Here is a 17,915-nt window from a genome sequence, read left to right on the forward strand (position 1 = left end):
CAGATCGGGCCAAGGTACCTTCACCCTATGGCATAAGGGGACTGCCCGTCCGAAGAAAGCGCTCCGACAACTCGGCAGTGCCAGCGGCGAAGCCACGCCCGAAACGCAGGGCGGTATCGCTGCTAGCGCGGCTGGTCAGCCATGCTGTAAGCATCAGTCGACGTACCATGACAAAGACCGGGAGCATATCCAGGTCCACACCGCCAAGTTCGCGAACGGACGCATAGCCCTTGAGCCATGCAGCAAGAAAATCGCTCGCAGTGCTGTGGTGCTCAATGAAGCTTAAAGAGGCGGCAAAGTCGTAGCCATACCAGCCAAAGCCACAATCGTCGAAATCGATGATGGCGAGACCAGCCGGCGTGTGCATCAAGTTAGCGAGCCTTAGGTCTGCGTGAATGAGGCCGAAGCGGCCCTCGGCAATTCCGAAATCATCGAGGCGTCGGCGGGCAGCCGAACTCGCTGCTTCTATGACCTCCAACTCCGCCTTTTTGAGCCCACTGCCCTTACGCCAGTCCCCCCAGAGTGCGTCTTCGCCGAGCATCGCCTCTGCATCCCATCGCGGACGCTGCAAATCATCAGCGCCGTTCCAATGTGAGCTGTGAACGTGCAGGTGGGCCGTCAGTCGACCCATCGTTTGAAAGTGATCAGGCGACGGCGGCTCACTTTCCAGAGTTTCTCCGTCCAGCCACTCAAAAGCAACCAGCCTTATTCTCTGTCCGTCCACACCGTGCTCGACGACTTGCTGACCATCCAGTGTTGAAACAATGGAAGGCGTCGGAACGACCGCGCCATCACGAATGGCGGAAATCCACGCTAGTTCAGAATTCACCTCGTGCAGACTGCGATAATGCGGTCTGTAAACGCGCACTGCCAGACGGCGCCTATCGTCGAGATCCGTGACCTTGAACGTTGCGTTTTCCGAGACACAGAGCAACTCACGCTTAGCGGATGGCGAAAAACCCCATTGGCTGATTGAGGCGCGTACTGCCGACTTTGCGGCGTCCAGCCAGGGTGCAGATAGTTGGGGCACGCGGTTATCCAGCGGCTCAAGCGGATCGGACTCCGGCCTCCCTATCGCGGATGCTCTGCTGCCGGCCAGCTATCAGTAGGGAGGACGGTTGCCGACAAACGGCGTGACGCAGCCAAATGCGAGGAAAGCGGCACGCCTTCGATGCGGACCCCCCAGAGGCGCACCCTTCGCCTCGTCGGTGCCCGCCTTTACTTGGGCAAAGCCGCCAACCGAAACACGTGACCGGCGGGATCGCGGAGCATCGCGCAGAACCAACCGTATGGCATCAATGCGGGCGCGCTCAGAAGCTTCGCACCAAGCTCTTCCGCGCGTCTGGAAAAGGCCAAGACCGCATCTGCACAAGCAAGTTTAACCGTGAAAAAGCCCGTGTCCGACGTTTCGCCGTTCGGCATCGGGCCACAGTCCGAAAGATTGAAACCTTCGCGCACGTCCGGTGTGCTGAAACCGATAAGTCCACCCTTTATGGATACACCCCGGTACGACTGAGGGTCGACCGACGGTTCGTGCGAGGCGTAGAACAGCGCCGCATAAAACTGTGCGGCGGCGGCTGGATCATCAGTGATAACCGACACCTGCAACAGTTCAGGCCGTTTCTGCCCCCTGACGCAGGCTGATGAGCCGGCGAGTGCGCAACCCTCCAGCTTGGGTATGGCGCTCGGTTGCGTTGGCAGACTGTTCTCGATCACGATTGTCATGGGCTCACCTGCATGCTGATTTCGCTGGACTTTGGCGCGGCGAGGACCATGAGGCCGTCAGCGTCGCGGTGCCCGCCTGAAACGCAGACAGCAATCCACTCGATTGAGGCGCCGCAATGAGACCGATGGAAAGACACGATCTGAAGTCTCCTTTGTCTAACGGCATCGCTGGCGAGCGGAATGATGAGGCTGTTGGCCATCAGACCATCACGCGTGTGCGTATGCACGCGTCGCTCGCTGGTTCGCCGCTCGAAGATGCCCAAATGTTGACCGTCCCATTGCGCGCGTAGTTTGGTGATGATGCAAGTTCCAAAAAAGTGCTGACCCGATGCTGATACGGCATCACCTGAACACGAGCACCTGCGCAGCAAAGTGGATGAGGAGACAGCAATGAGTCCGCCGACCATCCGAATTGACCGGCTCCATGCACCCGCAATCATTTACTTCGATGCAGTACGCCGACACGGTTCCATGCGAGCAGCCGCGCGCGCACTCAACGTCGCATCGCCTGCGGTCAACCGGCAAATCCTCAAGATTGAAGATACAATTGGCGCGCCATTGTTTGAGCGCTTGCCGCGCGGCCTTCAGCTCACATCGGTGGGCGAAATCTTTGCGCGCCACGTCATGAATGTGGTGCAGGACAGCCAACGGGTGAGCGGTGAGTTAGAAAGCCTGTACGGCATCGAACGGGGATCAGTGAGCCTTGTTGTAGCCGAGGGCCTTGCTAGTGGCTTTGTTCCTAGGGTGCTTTCGTCGTTTCAGGCTTCGTATCCGAATGTCAGCTTCGATGTCACCACCGCAGGCTCGAACGATATGATTGCGGCGTTGACCGGGGGGTCGGCCGATTTGGCATTGGCCTTTGGTCTTGAGCAGCACCAGGATGTGATGCTGCTGGAAACGCGAAATTTCCCGCTCGGCGCAGTCCTTGCTGCTCGACATCCGCTGGCAAGCAAATCGGAGGTGACCCTCAGCGAATGCGCAGACTACCCAGTAGTTCTGGCCCACGGGAACCTGTCTATTGACGCTTTGGTTGGGTCTTTGCTGGACAAAAAGGGCATACAACTGCGTTCAACGGTACGAACAAATTCCATCGAGCTTATGCGGAACATGGCTGCGGCGGGCCAACACATCATGTTCGCCACAACTCTCGGATTTGAGGCCGACATTGCGGCCAGTAAGCTCGCGCACAGACCCTTGGCGGACAGCGGTGGTATAAGTGTGCCGCTGAGCCTGCTGGCGCGCGCGGGCCGCATGTTGCCACCCGCAGTTCGCCGCTTCTCGTCATCGTGTGGTGAGGAGCTAAGGGCGGCAGCAGGTGAATTGGATGATGCCGTTTTGGCAGCACCAAGAAAGTGATTTGGTTCTTCGTGTTTCCTTTGTGCCTGACTAGTTTGTGACCGCGATTGGTTTCAGCCTAATCATCCAGACACCAGGAGAACGCCATGTCCACCGCCCAAGCAGCCGTGTTTGCCGCGCAGGAAAAATCGCTTCCCATCATTGACATCACAGGCTTCGGAGAGGGTGACGCTAGGGTTGATGAAAAGCTTGCGATGGAAGTCAGGTCGGCTTGCGAGGACAAAGGGTTTTTCTACGTCACCGGCCATGGTGTGCCAGATGAGCTGATAAGAGCCATGAGGACACAAGCAGAGGCTTTCTTCGATCTGCCACTGGCACAAAAGATCGCGATCTCGAAAGACCTGTCCCCGTGTAACCGTGGCTACGAACCGCTAGCCGCGCAGACACTGGAGAAAGGCGCGCCACCGGACCAGAAAGAGGGTTTTTATGCTGGCGTCGAGATCAGTGAAACCGACCCGCGCGTTCAAGCACGCAAATTCAACCACGGCCCGAACCAGTGGCCGGCTGCGCTGCCGCAGTTCCGCGAAGTGTCGGAGGCTTACTTCGCCGCCATGCTCGCTTTTGGAAACCGACTAATGGAAGCGATGGCGCTCTCGCTTCAGCTGCCGCGCGACTATTTCGCAGGCTTTACAACCGACCCGATGTGCACGTTGCGGCTGCTGCACTATCCGCCGCAGCGGGCGAACGCCGCTCCGGATGAGAAAGGCTGCGGCGCCCATACCGATTTCGGTGGCCTGACCTTGCTTTGGCAGGATGAAGTCGGTGGGCTTGAAGTGTTCGACGAAGAGGCCGGCTGGATACCGGGCCCACCCATCCCGAACGCGTTCAATGTCAATCTTGGAGACATGATCCAGCGATGGACCAACGGACGGTATCGCTCGACCTTGCATCGGGTCATTAATCGGTCGGGCCGTGAACGCTATTCAATTCCGTTCTTTTACACCGGCAACCCAGACCACGAGGTGCGCTGCATTGAGACGTGTCTTGCGGACGGTGAGGAACCAAAATATCCGCCCATCACAGTGTCCGAGCATATCCAGGCAATGTACCGCCAAACCTATGCCTAAGCTCCTGCAGTCTTTGTACGAATTACAATGTGGGTGTGCTTAGCAGTGTTTCCTGCCCACTGGGTTGAGACAGTCTGGCTCTCGAACGCGGAGCGATTGTCAGTCTGATAGCGTCCTGAGCTTCACAGGGCCTCGAGTCGATGCCAATCGGAACGCGTTGCCATGAGGGTCCCTCAGGACAGCTATGTACCAGCCAAAAGGCGTGACCATCGGCCCTTTCAGTACGGTGCCGCCCAATGTGAGGGCTTTGCTGAGTAAGCGGTCGACCTCGTGGTCCGCATCCAGTTGCACAGTAAAGTAGCCAACATCGTCGCTGCTGCGCTGGGCTTCACTCTCCGATCCCGACAGCCCAAGTTTGCCCCGTGCTGCCGGTTCATTGAAGCCCAAGATCCCCTCGCCTACGATCACGCCGCGATACCCTTCCGGGTTCACGGTGTGCTCCTCTGGCGCGTCGAACAGATCGGCGTAAAATCCAACCACAGCGCCAGGATCATCAACAATAATGCTGACCTGCAACAATGATGCTGGCATCGACCACGCTCCTCTTGGGTTCGGCATTACCGCAATCGATAGCGTCCGCGTTCCCCCACGGACATGCGTAGGATGTCCCATGCTGCGGGCGTGCGTTTTGGCGGTAGAGGATGACCGAAACCCACCTGGCGAGGGCCGTTATTCGCCGAAAGGCCAAGATGAGCGGAGCGTGTATGGCGCAAAACTTGCGACAACGCTGCTAAGGCCAGCATGGCGGCCCAGAGGAACGAGCACCCGCGGCGGGCAACCGGCACGCCAATTGCGTTTGACTAGACCTTTCAAAGGAGGATCCCATGATACCTGTCCTCAACTATCAGGATTTTCTGAGCGGTGATAAGCAGCGTTTTGTCGAAGACTTAGGCATTGCCTGCCGGCAGAGCGGCTTCATGCTGCTAACGGGGCACGGCATTGACCCTCAGCAAATCAGCAGCACGTTTGCGTGCGCTCGCGCTTTCTTTGCGTTGGACCAGGTTGAAAAAGACAGATTGGCGATTTCCAATTCCAAGCACGATCGTGGTTACGTTGGTACCGGGACCGAGAAGCTCGACGAAAAAAGCGGCAAGATCGACCAAAAAGAGGCCTTCAATATCGGAGCCGATCTGTCTCCTGACGACCCGAGGGTTCTGCTGGGCGAGCCGTTCCGCGGGGTAAACCAGTGGCCGGCCGGTATGGGAGAGTTCCGCCAAACGCTCATGGGCTACTACGACAGTATGGTCGCGCTGGCTATTGATATGCACCGGGCGCTTGCGCTTGATCTGGGACTGAGCGAGGACTATTTCACCGACCTTATTGATGACCCTATCGCAATCCTCCGCTTGCTGCGCTATCCGGCGACGCGCGGCGTTGAGGGCGATATCGGTGCTGGCGCACACTCCGATTACGGCTCGCTGACGCTGCTTATGACCGACGGGACGCCGGGCTTGCAGGTTCAGCCACGTGGCTCTGATGGCTGGGTGGACGTGCCCCATGTTGATGGCGCGTTTGTCATAAATCTTGGCGATCTGCTGATGCGCTGGTCAAATGACGTGTACGTATCCACCCGTCATCGCGTGATCCCGCCGGCCCGAGAGCGCTACTCGATCGCGTTTTTCTTCCAACCGAACGCTGACGCGGTTGTGGATGCGCTACCGGGTACGGGAACGGACAACAAATATGCTCCGGTCACATCTGCCGACTATCTGCACAGCCGTCTGGCAGCAACGTACGCCTGAGTTTAGACATCATAAAGACGCTGCATGGTTGCGGTGTGTTCCACCAGGGCCCGGTCGAGATCGAAGGCGGTGAAAGCGCCGTCTTCGACGACTTGAACGCCATTGATGAACGATTGATCGACCTTGAACGGGCCGCACCAAATCAGCGCGGCGAGCGGGTCGCGCTGGGAACCTGACAAGCCCAGATGATCGCGCTTCACGCCAATGAAATCGGCGCTCATTCCCGGTGCAATTTGACCTATATCGTCGCGCCCAAGAAGCGTAGCGCCGTGTCGCGTTGCCATTGTCAGCGCTTCGCGCGCAGACAGCGCCATGGGCGAGCCGGCAAAGCCACCTCGACCGCCGGGTTTCTCTGATAAGTAACGTGTCGGTGCGACGCGCTGTAGCGAAATTCCAAGTCGGGCTTCAAGAAAGAGGTTGCCGGTATCATTCGACGCCGATCCATCCACACCAAAACCAACAGTTACTCCCGCATCCAGCATCTCGCGCGCGCGCATGATGCCCGACCCACAGCGCATATGCGCCGACGGACAGTAGGTTGCCCCAGTGCCGGTATCGGCAAACAGCTTGATCTCGCGGTCATTCAAGAAGATTGCGTGCGCGAACCATACATCGTCGCCAACCCAATCAACGCTTTCGCAAAACTCGATGGCACGCATGCCATAGATCTCGTGACAGTAGGTCTCTTCATCGAGCGTCTCCGCGATATGGGTGTGCAATCGCACGCCCGCGTGCTGGCGGGCCAATTGCGCGGCTTCCTTCATTAAACCGTCGGTCACAGAGAACGGTGAACATGGCGCAAGAATAATGCGGTTCATCGCGTGTCGGTTCATATCATGGTACTGTGCGATCAGCCGCTCGGAATCCTTAAGGATCGCTTCTTCGTCCTCGACGCAGTTATCTGGTGGCAGGCCCCCCTGGCTCTTGCCGCGCGACATGGCACCGCGGCTAGCGTGAAAGCGCATGCCGATCTCGCGGCTGGCTTCAATTGTTGAATCGAGCGTGCAGTCGTTCGGCAGTATGTACAGATGGTCGGACGCTGTGGTGCAGCCAGACATAATCAGTTCGGCCATAGCGACCTTGGCCGACACCTTCACTGCGGCATCGTCCATCTGAGCCCAAATTGGATAAAGTGTTGTCAGCCACGTAAACAGAACATCATCCTGGACCATGCAGCGGGTCATGTTCTGGTACATATGATGGTGTGTGTTGATCATGCCGGGCATGACCACATGGCCCGACCAATCCAGTGTCCGATCCGCATCCTCTCCAGCCAGTTCGGCGGTTGTCCCCACCTTCTCAATGACGTTTCCCCGTACCAACATGGCAGCGTCCGAAATCTCGGTTGCGGCATCGTCGAATGTACCGAGCACGTCGATGTTTTTGATCAGGAGGGTCAGATTTTGGGCATCGGGCACGGATCACAGCTTTCGTTTTGATGAGATTTTGGGCGGGCAAACCGGGCAAATCCATTGCGCGCATTCATGGTGGGTGCCACATTTCAAGGCATGATGAAGGAGTATGCAACGACCCGCAAGCGTGGAAGACGGACGGACTGTTATGCCTAGAGCCGTCCTTGGATTTGAAGGGTCGTTCGATATCGCGTCGTTTCAATCGTTTTGTTTTGCGCGAGCCCGACTTCTCGCGCTCGACCTTAGAATCGTTCATCGGGAAGCCGACCGCCTAACCGTTTGCGTATCCGGGAATGACGTTTTGATCGACATGTTCGAGGTGGCAGCCGGTTTGGGTCCAGCTGGCGCTGTCGTCGACCAGGTTACGCGCTTTTCCTACCCGCAGGCGCAGGCTGTATGACACCGCCGATTGCAGTTGCCCTGTCGCGCGATCTTCCGCATTCCACGTCCATCGGCACACGGGTCAACGGGATCGAGTATGTTGTCTGGCGCGATGCGTCAGGGGTTGCCCATATCTGGGATGACCGGTGCCCGCACCGCGGCATGAAGATGAGTTTGGGGTTCGTGCGCGGGGACGCGATCGCCTGCCTCTACCATGGCTGGGAGTACGCAACCGATGGTCAATGCCGGAAGATACCGGCACACCCCGATCTCGATGTGCCAAAGACTATCAGGATTGGAACGCACCCGGTGGCCGAACGGTCTGGCAAAATCTGGCTTGGTTTTGATGACGTCCCGCAGTGGCCGACGCACCAGGAAACCAACCCTGTCAGGAGCCTCTACGTGGCGGCACCCGTGCGCACCACAGACCTCAAGACACTTCCCGATGGCGCATCAGCCGCCCTGCAACCGGTCTCGGATGGTGAGACCATGCTGCACATCTGTGTGCGCGATCCGAAGTTGACCGAAGCGGCCTATCGATGGGGTTTGCGGCTTCGGTCAACGCTGGAGCGGCAGACACAATGATGCCCTCACCGATCGCCGAACCCGGCTTGATCTTGCATGACTTTGCCCTGGACCTTGCAGGTTACACGGTCCGGCTCGCGGCGAGTCTTGTGGGCAAGCCTCTGACGGTGGTCGATGTCGACAAAGTGCCAGGCGAGGAACATTTGTCCGATGCGCTGCTGGACCTCAATCCACTCGCTACCCTGCCCATCCTCAGGAGCGGCGACGACGTTTTGTGCGAACCTGGGGCGATGGTGCTGCATCTTTGCGATGGGACGCCGTTCGCCGCGGAATCAACCAAGGCGCTCGATTGGGCTGTAACGGCAAGTGCGCTGCTAAGCCTCTTCAACCAAACGCGCCATGAACTGCTGTTCAGCCAGTCGCGACCGATTGATGACGAGGCGTTCGGGCTGGCGCGGTCGCAGATCTCAGCACGCATTCGAACCCTCGAAGATTATCTCAGCTTCAAGTGTAACGGCGATCAACTATTTCTTCTTGGCGACGGGCCAAGCGCGGCTGACCTTCTGGCGTTCCCAGCCTTTGCTCAGTCCCGCGACCTAGGCATCGAGCCTGAGCCCTATCCCGCGCTGAGGCTTTGGGCGCGCCGTATCCGCGCGCTACCGGGTTTCATCGGCATGCCCGGCATTCCGGATTACCACTGATGCCGTTCGTTTCGACCGAGACGCTTGCAGCGGGATATGATCATATAGTCGTGGGAAGCGGCTCTGCCGGATGCGTGATTGCCCGCCGCCTTGTCGAGCGAACCTCTTCAGACGTTCTGCTTATCGAAGCTGGCAGCCGCCACTATGCAGCGCCGGAGCTGACCGATCCGACCGCGTGGGTGCCGCTTGCGGGCGGAGAGCACGATTGGGGCTGGTCCTACGCGCCAAACCCCAGGTTAAATGACAGGGCAATCCCCATTCCCCGCGGTAAGGTTCTTGGTGGCTCGAGCAGCATCAACGCCATGATGTGGTACCGCGGCCACCCTGAAGACTACGATCGTTGGAATGTTCCCGGCTGGAGCTGGGCGGACTGCCTTCCCGCGTTCAAGGCCTGCGAGACTTGGGAAGAGGGAGAAACCCGATTTCGCGGTGGCTGCGGCCCGTTGCAAATCAACCGGCCCCCTGAGCCACATCCGATGGCTGAAGCGCTGATAGATGGGCTTGCCGAGTTGGGCCACAGCCGGCTTGAAGACCCGAACGGGCCTTCAAACGACGGGGCGGCGATCGCTAACCTCAACATCTGTGAAGGTAAGCGCTGGTCGAGCGCCAAGGGGTACCTAGAGCCCTTTTTGCGGAACCCAAGGCTTTCGATCCTGACAGATGCCACGGTCCATCGCCTTATCATACAAGGTGGACGGGCCGTTGCGGTTGAGCTCGAGGCTAGCGGCGAGGCCCTGCAGATCCAAGCGACATCGGGCATCATTGTGTGCGCGGGCGCACTTGAAACACCACGGCTTCTCACACTGTCCGGAATAGCCGATGCGAAAGAGCTCAAGCGCCTCGGCGTCCCGGTTGCGGCAGACCTTCCGGGGGTTGGGAGAAACCTTCAGGACCACCCGCTGGTGCGTGCCATCAATATTCGGACCCGGGTCCCCTTCGGTCTGCCCACCGACAATGGCGGCGGAGCAATTGCGAATGTGCGCTCGAGTAGCGAGAAGCACCGTCCCGATATCCATTTGCTGCCAATCCAAAATGCGTCAGGAGGACCTGATCTCCGCGCAGCCTACGAACTGTCAGGACCAGCGGCGGCAGTCGCTGTAGGCGTCATGGACTCGCGGAGCATCGGGTCAGTGCGTGTGAACAGCACTGAGCCAAGGGACGCGATGACACTTGACGCCAATTTCCTCCACGAGCCGTCCGACTGGCACGCAATGCGCGCAGCGGTGCGGCTTGCCATCGCAACAGTTCAAACCAAAGCCTTAGCAAAGATTTTTGATGGGTTTCTCGCGCCAACGTCTTTCGAGACCGATGACGAGATTGACGCGTTCATCCGAACGTCATGTTCAACCTTCTACCACTGTTGCGGAACGGCAAAGATGGGCATCGACAGCGATCCCATGGCGGTTGTCGATCCTCATTTGCGCGTGCGCGGCATCGAGAATCTGATGGTCTGCGATGCATCGGTTATTCCGATCATTCCCACCTGCAATACCCATGCGCCCGTAACCATGCTTGCCGAACGGGCCGCCTCGTTTCTTGCGGACCCCGAAGTAGCCAGCGTAGCGGCAAAGGAGCGAGTACCGGCATGAAAAGGACGACCGTTCTGACCGCAGATATCGTGGTGACGATGGACGACAGGCTGACCGTGCTGCAGGACGGCGGCGTCGCTATCAAAGGAGACACAATCGCAGCGGTGGGTTCCAAAACGGAACTTGTCGCTGCTTTTCCGACCGCTGAAGTCGTTCATCACGCCGATAGCCTTCTGATGCCGGGATTGATCAACGCTCATGCGCATTCAGGCATGCTCCGCGGCACCGCCGAGCATTTGCCGGTGTGGGAATGGCTTACCGAGCACATCAATCCTATGCACAAAGTGCTCAATGCCACCGAAGCACGCGCAGCCTCGCGGCTGTGCTACGCTGAGTCCTTGCTTGGCGGCACCACCACAGTCGTCGATATGTGGCGGTTCATGGACGAAGCCTGCGCGGTCGCGGACAGTTTGGGTAATCGCCTCGTTGCCGTGCCATACGTTGGCGCCCACCCCGATTATGACTACTTCGAAACGCTCGACGATAATGAGCAACTTCTCGAGACATGGCAGGGTGCTGCCGCTGGTCGAGTTAGCGTATGGGTTGGTCTTGAGCACCCCTTCTACACGGACGAGGATGGGTGGGCGCGCGCGGTCGATCTGGCAAAGCGCCACAAAACGGGCATCAACACCCATTGCTCGGAAGCTCAAATCGAAGTTGCGGAGTTTCACAAACGCTTCGGCAAGGCCCCCGTCCTTGCGCTCGACGATAGAGGTTTCTTTGAACCGCCTGTCAGCCTGATCGCGCATGGCGTTTGGCTTGGAGATGACGAAATCGCGCTGGTTGCGGAAAAGGGTGGGTCGGTTTCGCACAACCCGATCTCAAACATGAAACTCGCATCAGGCATCGCCCCGGTTGAGGCGCTCCGCCAAGCGGGAATTCCCTGCGGTCTCGGCACCGATGGTGAAAAGGAAAACAACAACTTCGATATGTTCGAAGAACTGAAGGCGGCATCCTTGATGGCGAAGCTCAAGGATTTGAACGCCGCAGCGCTCGACAGCTGGGAGGTGCTGAAGATGGCGACCTGCGAAGGCGCCCGCGCCCTCGGTATGGGCGATGTGATTGGGTCACTCGAGCCGGGCAAACAAGCCGATATCATTGCCATCGCCACCGATACACCGCGCATGACGCCGCTCTTCGCTGAAGGCGGGTTCTCAAACATCCACCACAACCTCGTGCACGCCGTGCGCGCCTCGGACGTCCGTATGACTATGGTCGCTGGGAGTGTTGTTGCGCATGATGGTCTCCTTGCGAACGATAGGATGGACGACATCCTTACGGAGGTCCGTTCTCTGGCGCCTGGATTGTTCGCGCGGCGCGCGGCCTTTCTTGAAAAACACAGACAAGGATTGGTGCAGTGGGTCGCTGGTTGAAGCACAGGGGAGTAGCTCCATGACGAAAACGCAGGACCGCGTCGCTCTCGACCAATGGTACGCCGTGGCGTCGCCCGAAGAGGTGGGACCCGATGGCTTCCGAACGCGCTTGCTCGGGCAGGACATCCTGGTCGAGAGGGACGGCAAAGATGGATATCTCGTTCGCGAAATGACTAACGGTGATCTCGGCCCGCCGCTCCCCACCGACCAGAAGTTCACGTGCATCTGGACGACGCTCGGATCGCCCGAACGTCCGATCTTCGACATCACTGAAGCCGACGAACCCAATCGCCGTGTTGTGCCGTGCGGTTGGTTTACGTTGCGCGCATCGGGATTGCGGATCGTCGAGAACTTCCTCGACATGGCTCACTTTCCGTTCGTGCACACAGATATACTTGGATCGGAACCGCACACAGATGTGCCCGACTACCAATTCGAGATACGCCGCGATGTCGATGAAGTCTGGGCGACCAACTGTACGTTTTTTCAACCCCAGGTAACGGCGGGAACGGCGGGTGCGTTCGCGCAGCTTTCCTATCGTGTCCCCAGCCCTTTTGTGGTGATGCTCTACCGTGTCAGCCCTTCGGACCCATCACGGCTCGACGCGATCGCCGCCTTTATACAGCCGATGGAGGAAGACCTCTGCCGGGCGATCCCGGTTATGTATCTGGTCGACCCGGACAGCAGTCACACCGCCCTGCTGAAGTTCGAGCAAGTGATCTTCGCTCAAGACAAGATCATTATCGAAAACCAGCGTCCCCTCCTGCTGCCGCTGCATGCCCAGGACGAAATTCCAACCCGCGCTGACGGCTCCTCCGTCGCCTATCGGCGATGGCTTAAGCAAAAGGGCATTACGTACGGCACAACCACGCCTTGCCCTGAGGCCGTTGCATGATGCGACTGTTACGGCCAACGAAACTGGACGAGGCCATCGACGCTCTGGCGGCCGACGATGCGCGCCCTATCGCCGGGGGTACTGCGCTGCAGCTAACGTGGGAGGCTGGCGCCAAAAAACCTGGCGTACTGGTTGACCTGTCGCAGATCGAAGAGCTGCGCGGACACGCGTGTGACGAAGGGTCCGTACGACTGGGTGCGCTAACGCGCATCAGTGCGCTGATCGAAGACGAGGCATTGAGGCGTCATCTGCCGCTCCTTGCAACTGCGGCGCGCGATGTTGGCGGACCTTCGGTGCGCTCAATGGGCACAGTGGGTGGTCAGATAGGCTGGGGCGCTGGATGTCTTCTGCCGGCTATGTTGGCTCTTGATGCGCAGGTGGAGTGGATCAGCGCTCGGGGCTCAGGCACCTGCTATCTCGACGCGTTCCTCGCTCAAGGACAGGACGCGCTGGTGACGGCGATCACGGTGCCAACTCAACCGGATGGCGGTGACACAGTCTGGCGTAAGGTCGGTCTGCGAGCTGCTTTCACACCTGGCGTCATCGCAGTCGCTGCGGTGGTCGTGCGTGATGGCGATGACGATGGCGATGGCGACGGCGTGCGCCGCGCCCGGCTCGCGGTGGGATCAGGCGCAACACGACCCCAGCGCTTGAAGACGGTCGAAGACAGACTGTGTCTTGAGGGCCTGGGAGCGCTGGACGCTGCCAGCCTGCAAGCCGCGATCGATGCGCCAGACGACCATTTGCGCTCTTCCCGGTATCGTAAGCGCGTCGCCGCGCTCGCCCTACTTGATGGCTTGGGCCGGCGGACTTGCGATCGGCCACCCATCAAGGCGGCTTTCCGAGCGAACAGATCGCCTTCTAACGGCGAGCGTCGCCTGTCTCGGAAGGACTGCGAACGCGAATGGTACGTTCGCTCTGATCTGGCCGACAAGGTGAGCGGCAAACCTGTTTTCCTGACCGATCTGCGGCCCCCCAATGCGCTTTTTGGGAGTATTTTGCGTGCGGACTATCCACATGCCCGCATCCTGTCGATCGATACTTCAAAAGCCGAAGCTCTCACGGGCGTTCGCGCCGTTGTCACCCACAAGGATGTACCCGGCTTGAATGCATTTGGGATCGTTGTGCAGGACCAACCAGCGCTGTGCGACACGCTGGTGCGATACGAAGGCGATCCCGTTGCAGCTGTTGCCGCGGACACGAAGGAGATCGCTGATCAGGCTATCAACCTCATCGACGTAACGTACGAGCCTCTGCCGGTGGTCGATGACCCATTTGAAGCCCTCAAGCCTACCGCGGCACAGCTCCATCCTGATGGCAATCTACGAAAGACCGTGACGCTGGAACGTGGAGACGTCGATGCGGCATTTGCGGCGGCGGACTTCGTCGTTGAGGACACCTACAGTACGCCGCGTCAGATGCACGGCTTTCTTGAAACTGAAGGCGGGGTCGTCACTCCCACCGATGATGGGGGTATCCTGGTTCAGTGCGGCGGCCAGCACGGCGGCCGGGATCGCGAGCAACTTGCCCGCATTCTCGCCTTACCAGAAGAGAAGATTGAAGTCGTAACCTCTCCAATAGGCGGTGGTTTTGGCGGCAAAGACGAACTGACAGTCCAGCCGGCACTTGCGCTCCTGGCACTCAAAGCCAAGCAACCGGTACGCCTGCATCTCAGCCGGCGAGAGAGCGTTCGTGCCGGTACCAAGCGCAACCCGTTTCGCATCACCATGAAGACCGCCTGCGACGCCGCAGGAAACCTTACCGCTCAAAAAGTGGACGCGATCGCTGATGGCGGAGCGCACGCATCACTCAGCCTTGCGGTCATCGAAACCGCGATGGAGCATGCCTGCGGGCCGTACTCCATACCCAATGCATCAACGCGCGGCCGACTGGTGGCCACCAACAACGGCACGTGCGGGGCGTTTCGCGGCTTCGGATGCAATGAAATGACCTTTGCAGTCGAATGTCAGATCGAAAGGCTGGCAGCCCTTGTCGGACTTGATCCCATTGACATGCGCCGCAAGAACATTCGCCAAGCCGGGACACCTGGGACACTTGGCCAAAAGGTGGGCCCGACCGAACGCTTGTCGGCCATGCTGGACGCAGCAGCGGCAAGCCCGATCTGGACGGACGACACGCCGTTGCGGCCAGGTGAGGTCAGCGGCGTTGGGATGGCCTTGTGTTACCAAGGCAATGGGCTCGGCACCTTGCCGCCCGATGAGGGCGATGTTGAGCTTGCACTCGCCGCTGACGGTAAGATCGAGGCGCGCTACGGCCTTGATGAAATGGGACAAGGCATGATCCCGGCTGTTGCCTCGGCGGTGGCGCAGGCGCTCAGGGTCTGTCGCGACGATATCCGCGTCGTATTTGGCGACACACGCGCCACACCAGACAGTGGATCAACCACCGCCTCGCGCGGCACCTATGTGGTCTGGAAAGGTGCACAGGTGACAGCCCCCGGCTTGCGCACGGCGCTGCTAAAGTCAGCTTCACGTCTTCTCAATCGCCCCGTGGATACTCTTGCGCTCGTACCAGGCGGCATCGGAGATGCGCGAACCAACTCACGCAAACCCACACTTACCTTTGCGGACCTCGCAGCCAGCCTTAACGAAGACGATCTTCCGGTGGAGCGGCAACACCTTGCCTTTCCCAAAAGCGACTACACGAAGGGCAACGCCCGGTTCCTGTTTATCTCAGGCGCCACCCTTGCCCGCGTGGCGGTGGATCGCGTTTCTGGAATGGTCCGGGTCGTTCGTCTGGCGCAACACTCGGCGTCGGGCCCCGTTCTCGATGTGGCGTCTTATCTGGGGCAGATGGAAGGCGCTGCCAGCCAAGGGCTCGGCCTTGCCCTAACCGAACACATCGCAATGGACCAAGGGCGCACGGTCAATGGGAACCTCGACACCTACGTCATGCCATCGCTGCGTGACCGGCCTGAGATCATCGACACCTACGCTTTGGAGGAGCTTGATGCGGGTGACCCCTATGGCCCTCGCGGTGTCGGTGAACTCGGCATTGCTGGCGCAGCCCCGGCGGTTGCAAATGCCGTGGCCCAAGCGCTCGAACTGAAAGCGTCAGCAGTCTGGCCCACGGAACTCCCGTTATCGCCCGAGGCGACACTAGGCTGGATTGCACCATGAAGCCTGTATCTGCAGAGAATTGTCAGGCTATCTCGTTTCATTTGAATGGTCGGAGCCTCTCGGTGGCGGTCGACGCTGAAGCGCGCCTTGTGGAGGTCTTGCGTGACCACATTGAAGAAACCGGGACAAAGGTCGGGTGTTCAATTGGCCGCTGCGGTGCCTGTACTGTGCTCATCGACGGGCTTGCGAGCAATGCGTGCCTTGCATTCGCGTGGCAAGTGGCTGGCCGGGAAGTCATCACCATCGAAGGTGTCGCGATGCTTTCCGCGGCCACTGAGGTGCAGGCTGGTCTGCTCGAAGAGTCGGCTTTCCAATGCGGTTATTGCGCCCCCGGCTTCGTCATGGCGCTAACTGGATTTCTATCACGCAACCCTCAAGCGGATGATGATGAAGTCATCGCGGCGCTTGAAGGCAACATCTGCCGCTGCACAGGATATGCGTCGATTGTTCGGGGCGCGCTGAACGCAGCGGCTCGCGTTCGCGGCGCCAGCGCGCCATGACCGGTGGGGTGGAGCTGCGTCAGTCTGAGCCGCAATCGCCAGACACCCGGGCATTCCTCGCCCGAGAACAGCAGTTGCTTATCGGGGGCGATTGGCTTGCTGCGTCAGGCGGCTCCTTCGAAACGCGTGATCCGGCGACACAACATGTCCTTTCGCACATCCCACGCGCGACACTCCGCGATGCTGACGATGCCATCGCCAGCGCAAAGCAGAGCTTCGACCGGGCCACCTGGCGCGGCTTACCCGCTGCTCATCGCGCGCAGGTCCTCTGGCAGGTCGCAACACTGATCGACCAGCACGCCGACACGTTGGCTGAGCTTGAGACGCTCAATCAAGGAAAGACCTGGGCAACGAGCCGGTTTGCCGAAGTTCCGGCAGCTGCCGAGCAATTCCGCTACTTTGCAGGCTTTGCGACCAAGGTGCATGGACAGACGATAACACCTTCGATCACGTACCAGCCCGAGGGAAAGACGGTGAAGGCGCAGACCTACCGGGAACCGGTAGGCGTTGTTGCCGCCATCACGCCGTGGAACTCACCGTTGTTGATGGCGTGCATGAAGCTGGCTCCAGCACTTGCAGCGGGTTGCTCGGTGGTCTTGAAACCCGCCGAAGCGACCTCTTTGACGGCCCTGTATCTTGGTAAGCTGCTCCAGCAAGCCGGAATTCCGCCTGGGGTGGTGAACATCATTACAGGATATGGTCATGAGGTGGGTGCCCATCTGGCCTCTCATGCCGACGTCAACAAGATCAGTTTCACCGGTTCTACCAGCACAGGCCGCGCGCTGATCCAAGCGTCGTCGGGCAACATGAAACGGCTGACACTTGAACTAGGCGGCAAATCGCCCGTGGTCATCCTGCCCGATGCAGACCTCGATGCCGCAGCGGCCGGTATCATGCGCGGGAGCTACGCAAATGGCGGACAGGTCTGCGTATCTGGTTCACGCATCTATGTTGCAAGGCCGGCGTATGAACACCTGTCCGAAATCCTGCTTGCACGCCTCCGATCAGTGAGACTGGGTCATGGCCTTGATCGGGAGGTAGACATGGGAGCGTTGGTCAGTCCTGAGCATGCGGCAAAAGTCAGCGGCTATGTCTTCGGGGACCATGGCGGCGAGGTGCTCACGGGTGGCCAGGCGGCTGGTCCGCATGCCAGCTTTGTGGTGCCAAGCCTCATCGCCGCGCCCAATGCCCAAAGCGCGCTGATGCGCGACGAAGTCTTTGGGCCGGTGGCCGCAATCATCCCATTCGATGAGCTCGACGAGGCTATCGATTGGGCCAATGATACAAGCTACGGGCTGGCCGCGAGCGTATGGACCGCCGGTCTTTCACAGGCTCATCGCGTTGCCGACGCTATAAAGGCGGGTACGGTATGGGTGAACGGCCACTCATACTTCTCGCCCGAACTACCCAAAGGCGGTTGGGGGCAGTCAGGTTGGGGTGTCGAAAACAACGCAGAAGGGCTGGAGAACTACCTTCAAACGAAAACGGTCTGCATGATCATCTGAGCTC

Annotated in this window: 17 protein-coding genes; 13 read left to right on the top strand and 4 right to left on the bottom strand. The window is 59.4% G+C overall.

Annotated elements, in window-relative coordinates:
• Positions 1–25: 25 nt before the first annotated feature.
• Positions 26–1,030: a phosphotransferase gene (locus AAF739_07125; GenBank protein MEM6382427.1), complete on the bottom strand. Its 1,005-nt coding sequence runs from the start codon at positions 1,028–1,030 to the stop codon at positions 26–28.
• A gap of 188 nt (positions 1,031–1,218) precedes the next feature.
• Positions 1,219–1,725 carry a VOC family protein gene (locus tag AAF739_07130; protein ID MEM6382428.1) on the bottom strand — a complete coding sequence of 169 codons (507 nt, stop codon included), beginning with the start codon at positions 1,723–1,725 and terminating at the stop codon, positions 1,219–1,221.
• 125 nt (positions 1,726–1,850) lie between these two features.
• Here AAF739_07130 and AAF739_07135 point away from each other — a divergent pair, with 125 nt between their 5' ends.
• The 3 genes from AAF739_07135 (at position 1,851) to AAF739_07145 (ending at position 4,148) form a co-directional block, all read left to right on the top strand.
• Complete coding sequence (locus tag AAF739_07135) at positions 1,851–2,015, top strand: hypothetical protein (protein MEM6382429.1); 165 nt, start codon at positions 1,851–1,853, stop codon at positions 2,013–2,015.
• Positions 2,016–2,115: 100 nt separating this feature from the next.
• Positions 2,116–3,081 (top strand): LysR substrate-binding domain-containing protein, encoded by a 966-nt coding sequence (locus AAF739_07140; GenBank protein ID MEM6382430.1) that lies wholly within the window; start codon positions 2,116–2,118, stop codon positions 3,079–3,081.
• Positions 3,082–3,167: 86 nt separating this feature from the next.
• The gene (locus tag AAF739_07145) at positions 3,168–4,148 is read left to right on the top strand and encodes a 2-oxoglutarate and iron-dependent oxygenase domain-containing protein (GenBank protein ID MEM6382431.1); all 981 of its coding nucleotides are present in this window, start codon (positions 3,168–3,170) and stop codon (positions 4,146–4,148) included.
• A 99-nt stretch (positions 4,149–4,247) separates the two neighbouring features.
• Here AAF739_07145 and AAF739_07150 read toward each other — a convergent pair whose 3' ends face one another.
• Entirely contained in the window at positions 4,248–4,679 is a 432-nt protein-coding gene (locus AAF739_07150; protein ID MEM6382432.1) for a VOC family protein, read from the bottom strand.
• A 293-nt stretch (positions 4,680–4,972) separates the two neighbouring features.
• On the opposite strand from AAF739_07150, the gene AAF739_07155 reads away from it, so the two are divergent.
• Positions 4,973–5,890: a 2-oxoglutarate and iron-dependent oxygenase domain-containing protein gene (locus AAF739_07155; protein ID MEM6382433.1), complete on the top strand. Its 918-nt coding sequence runs from the start codon at positions 4,973–4,975 to the stop codon at positions 5,888–5,890.
• 2 nt (positions 5,891–5,892) lie between these two features.
• On the opposite strand, the gene AAF739_07160 is transcribed toward AAF739_07155, so the two are convergent.
• Positions 5,893–7,308 carry an 8-oxoguanine deaminase gene (locus AAF739_07160; GenBank protein ID MEM6382434.1) on the bottom strand — a complete coding sequence of 472 codons (1,416 nt, stop codon included), beginning with the start codon at positions 7,306–7,308 and terminating at the stop codon, positions 5,893–5,895.
• A 142-nt stretch (positions 7,309–7,450) separates the two neighbouring features.
• Here AAF739_07160 and AAF739_07165 point away from each other — a divergent pair, with 142 nt between their 5' ends.
• The 9 genes from AAF739_07165 to AAF739_07205 are packed head-to-tail and all read left to right on the top strand — an operon-like array spanning position 7,451 to position 17,911.
• Entirely contained in the window at positions 7,451–7,702 is a 252-nt protein-coding gene (locus AAF739_07165; GenBank protein ID MEM6382435.1) for a hypothetical protein, read from the top strand.
• Positions 7,699–8,268: a Rieske 2Fe-2S domain-containing protein gene (locus AAF739_07170; protein MEM6382436.1), complete on the top strand. Its 570-nt coding sequence runs from the start codon at positions 7,699–7,701 to the stop codon at positions 8,266–8,268. Before AAF739_07165 ends, AAF739_07170 begins: the two co-directional genes overlap by 4 nt.
• On the top strand, positions 8,265–8,909 hold the full coding sequence (locus AAF739_07175; GenBank protein ID MEM6382437.1) for a glutathione S-transferase family protein: 645 nt from the start codon (positions 8,265–8,267) through the stop codon (positions 8,907–8,909). Before AAF739_07170 ends, AAF739_07175 begins: the two co-directional genes overlap by 4 nt.
• Positions 8,909–10,498, top strand: coding sequence for a GMC family oxidoreductase N-terminal domain-containing protein (locus AAF739_07180; GenBank protein MEM6382438.1), 1,590 nt, complete (start codon positions 8,909–8,911; stop codon positions 10,496–10,498). Before AAF739_07175 ends, AAF739_07180 begins: the two co-directional genes overlap by 1 nt.
• Entirely contained in the window at positions 10,495–11,871 is a 1,377-nt protein-coding gene (locus AAF739_07185; GenBank protein ID MEM6382439.1) for an amidohydrolase, read from the top strand. The genes AAF739_07180 and AAF739_07185 overlap by 4 nt, the downstream gene beginning before the upstream one ends.
• 19 nt (positions 11,872–11,890) lie before the next feature.
• A complete protein-coding gene (locus AAF739_07190; protein MEM6382440.1) occupies positions 11,891–12,766 on the top strand; it encodes an aromatic ring-hydroxylating dioxygenase subunit alpha in 876 nt (291 codons plus the stop codon).
• Positions 12,763–15,906, top strand: a complete 3,144-nt coding sequence (locus tag AAF739_07195) for a molybdopterin cofactor-binding domain-containing protein (GenBank protein MEM6382441.1) — start codon at positions 12,763–12,765, stop codon at positions 15,904–15,906. The genes AAF739_07190 and AAF739_07195 overlap by 4 nt, the downstream gene beginning before the upstream one ends.
• The gene (locus AAF739_07200; protein MEM6382442.1) at positions 15,903–16,406 is read left to right on the top strand and encodes a (2Fe-2S)-binding protein; all 504 of its coding nucleotides are present in this window, start codon (positions 15,903–15,905) and stop codon (positions 16,404–16,406) included. The genes AAF739_07195 and AAF739_07200 overlap by 4 nt, the downstream gene beginning before the upstream one ends.
• Positions 16,403–17,911 carry an aldehyde dehydrogenase family protein gene (locus tag AAF739_07205; GenBank protein ID MEM6382443.1) on the top strand — a complete coding sequence of 503 codons (1,509 nt, stop codon included), beginning with the start codon at positions 16,403–16,405 and terminating at the stop codon, positions 17,909–17,911. Before AAF739_07200 ends, AAF739_07205 begins: the two co-directional genes overlap by 4 nt.
• Positions 17,912–17,915 lie beyond the last annotated feature (4 nt).

The organism is Pseudomonadota bacterium, from assembly GCA_039024915.1.
Classification (GTDB): Bacteria; Pseudomonadota; Alphaproteobacteria; order Rhizobiales; family MH13; genus MH13.

Excerpts from the sequence above, each read along its gene's own strand:
- AAF739_07130 (MEM6382428.1), bottom strand. The coding sequence starts at position 1,725 with ATGACAATCGTGATCGAGAACAGTCTGCCAACGCAACCGAGCGCCATA.
- AAF739_07135 (MEM6382429.1), top strand. The coding sequence starts at position 1,851 with ATGGAAAGACACGATCTGAAGTCTCCTTTGTCTAACGGCATCGCTGGC.
- AAF739_07140 (MEM6382430.1), top strand. The coding sequence starts at position 2,116 with ATGAGTCCGCCGACCATCCGAATTGACCGGCTCCATGCACCCGCAATC.
- AAF739_07145 (MEM6382431.1), top strand. The coding sequence starts at position 3,168 with ATGTCCACCGCCCAAGCAGCCGTGTTTGCCGCGCAGGAAAAATCGCTT.
- AAF739_07150 (MEM6382432.1), bottom strand. The coding sequence starts at position 4,679 with ATGCCAGCATCATTGTTGCAGGTCAGCATTATTGTTGATGATCCTGGC.
- AAF739_07155 (MEM6382433.1), top strand. The coding sequence starts at position 4,973 with ATGATACCTGTCCTCAACTATCAGGATTTTCTGAGCGGTGATAAGCAG.
- AAF739_07165 (MEM6382435.1), top strand. The coding sequence starts at position 7,451 with ATGCCTAGAGCCGTCCTTGGATTTGAAGGGTCGTTCGATATCGCGTCG.
- AAF739_07170 (MEM6382436.1), top strand. The coding sequence starts at position 7,699 with ATGACACCGCCGATTGCAGTTGCCCTGTCGCGCGATCTTCCGCATTCC.
- AAF739_07175 (MEM6382437.1), top strand. The coding sequence starts at position 8,265 with ATGATGCCCTCACCGATCGCCGAACCCGGCTTGATCTTGCATGACTTT.
- AAF739_07180 (MEM6382438.1), top strand. The coding sequence starts at position 8,909 with ATGCCGTTCGTTTCGACCGAGACGCTTGCAGCGGGATATGATCATATA.
- AAF739_07185 (MEM6382439.1), top strand. The coding sequence starts at position 10,495 with ATGAAAAGGACGACCGTTCTGACCGCAGATATCGTGGTGACGATGGAC.
- AAF739_07190 (MEM6382440.1), top strand. The coding sequence starts at position 11,891 with ATGACGAAAACGCAGGACCGCGTCGCTCTCGACCAATGGTACGCCGTG.
- AAF739_07195 (MEM6382441.1), top strand. The coding sequence starts at position 12,763 with ATGATGCGACTGTTACGGCCAACGAAACTGGACGAGGCCATCGACGCT.
- AAF739_07200 (MEM6382442.1), top strand. The coding sequence starts at position 15,903 with ATGAAGCCTGTATCTGCAGAGAATTGTCAGGCTATCTCGTTTCATTTG.
- AAF739_07205 (MEM6382443.1), top strand. The coding sequence starts at position 16,403 with ATGACCGGTGGGGTGGAGCTGCGTCAGTCTGAGCCGCAATCGCCAGAC.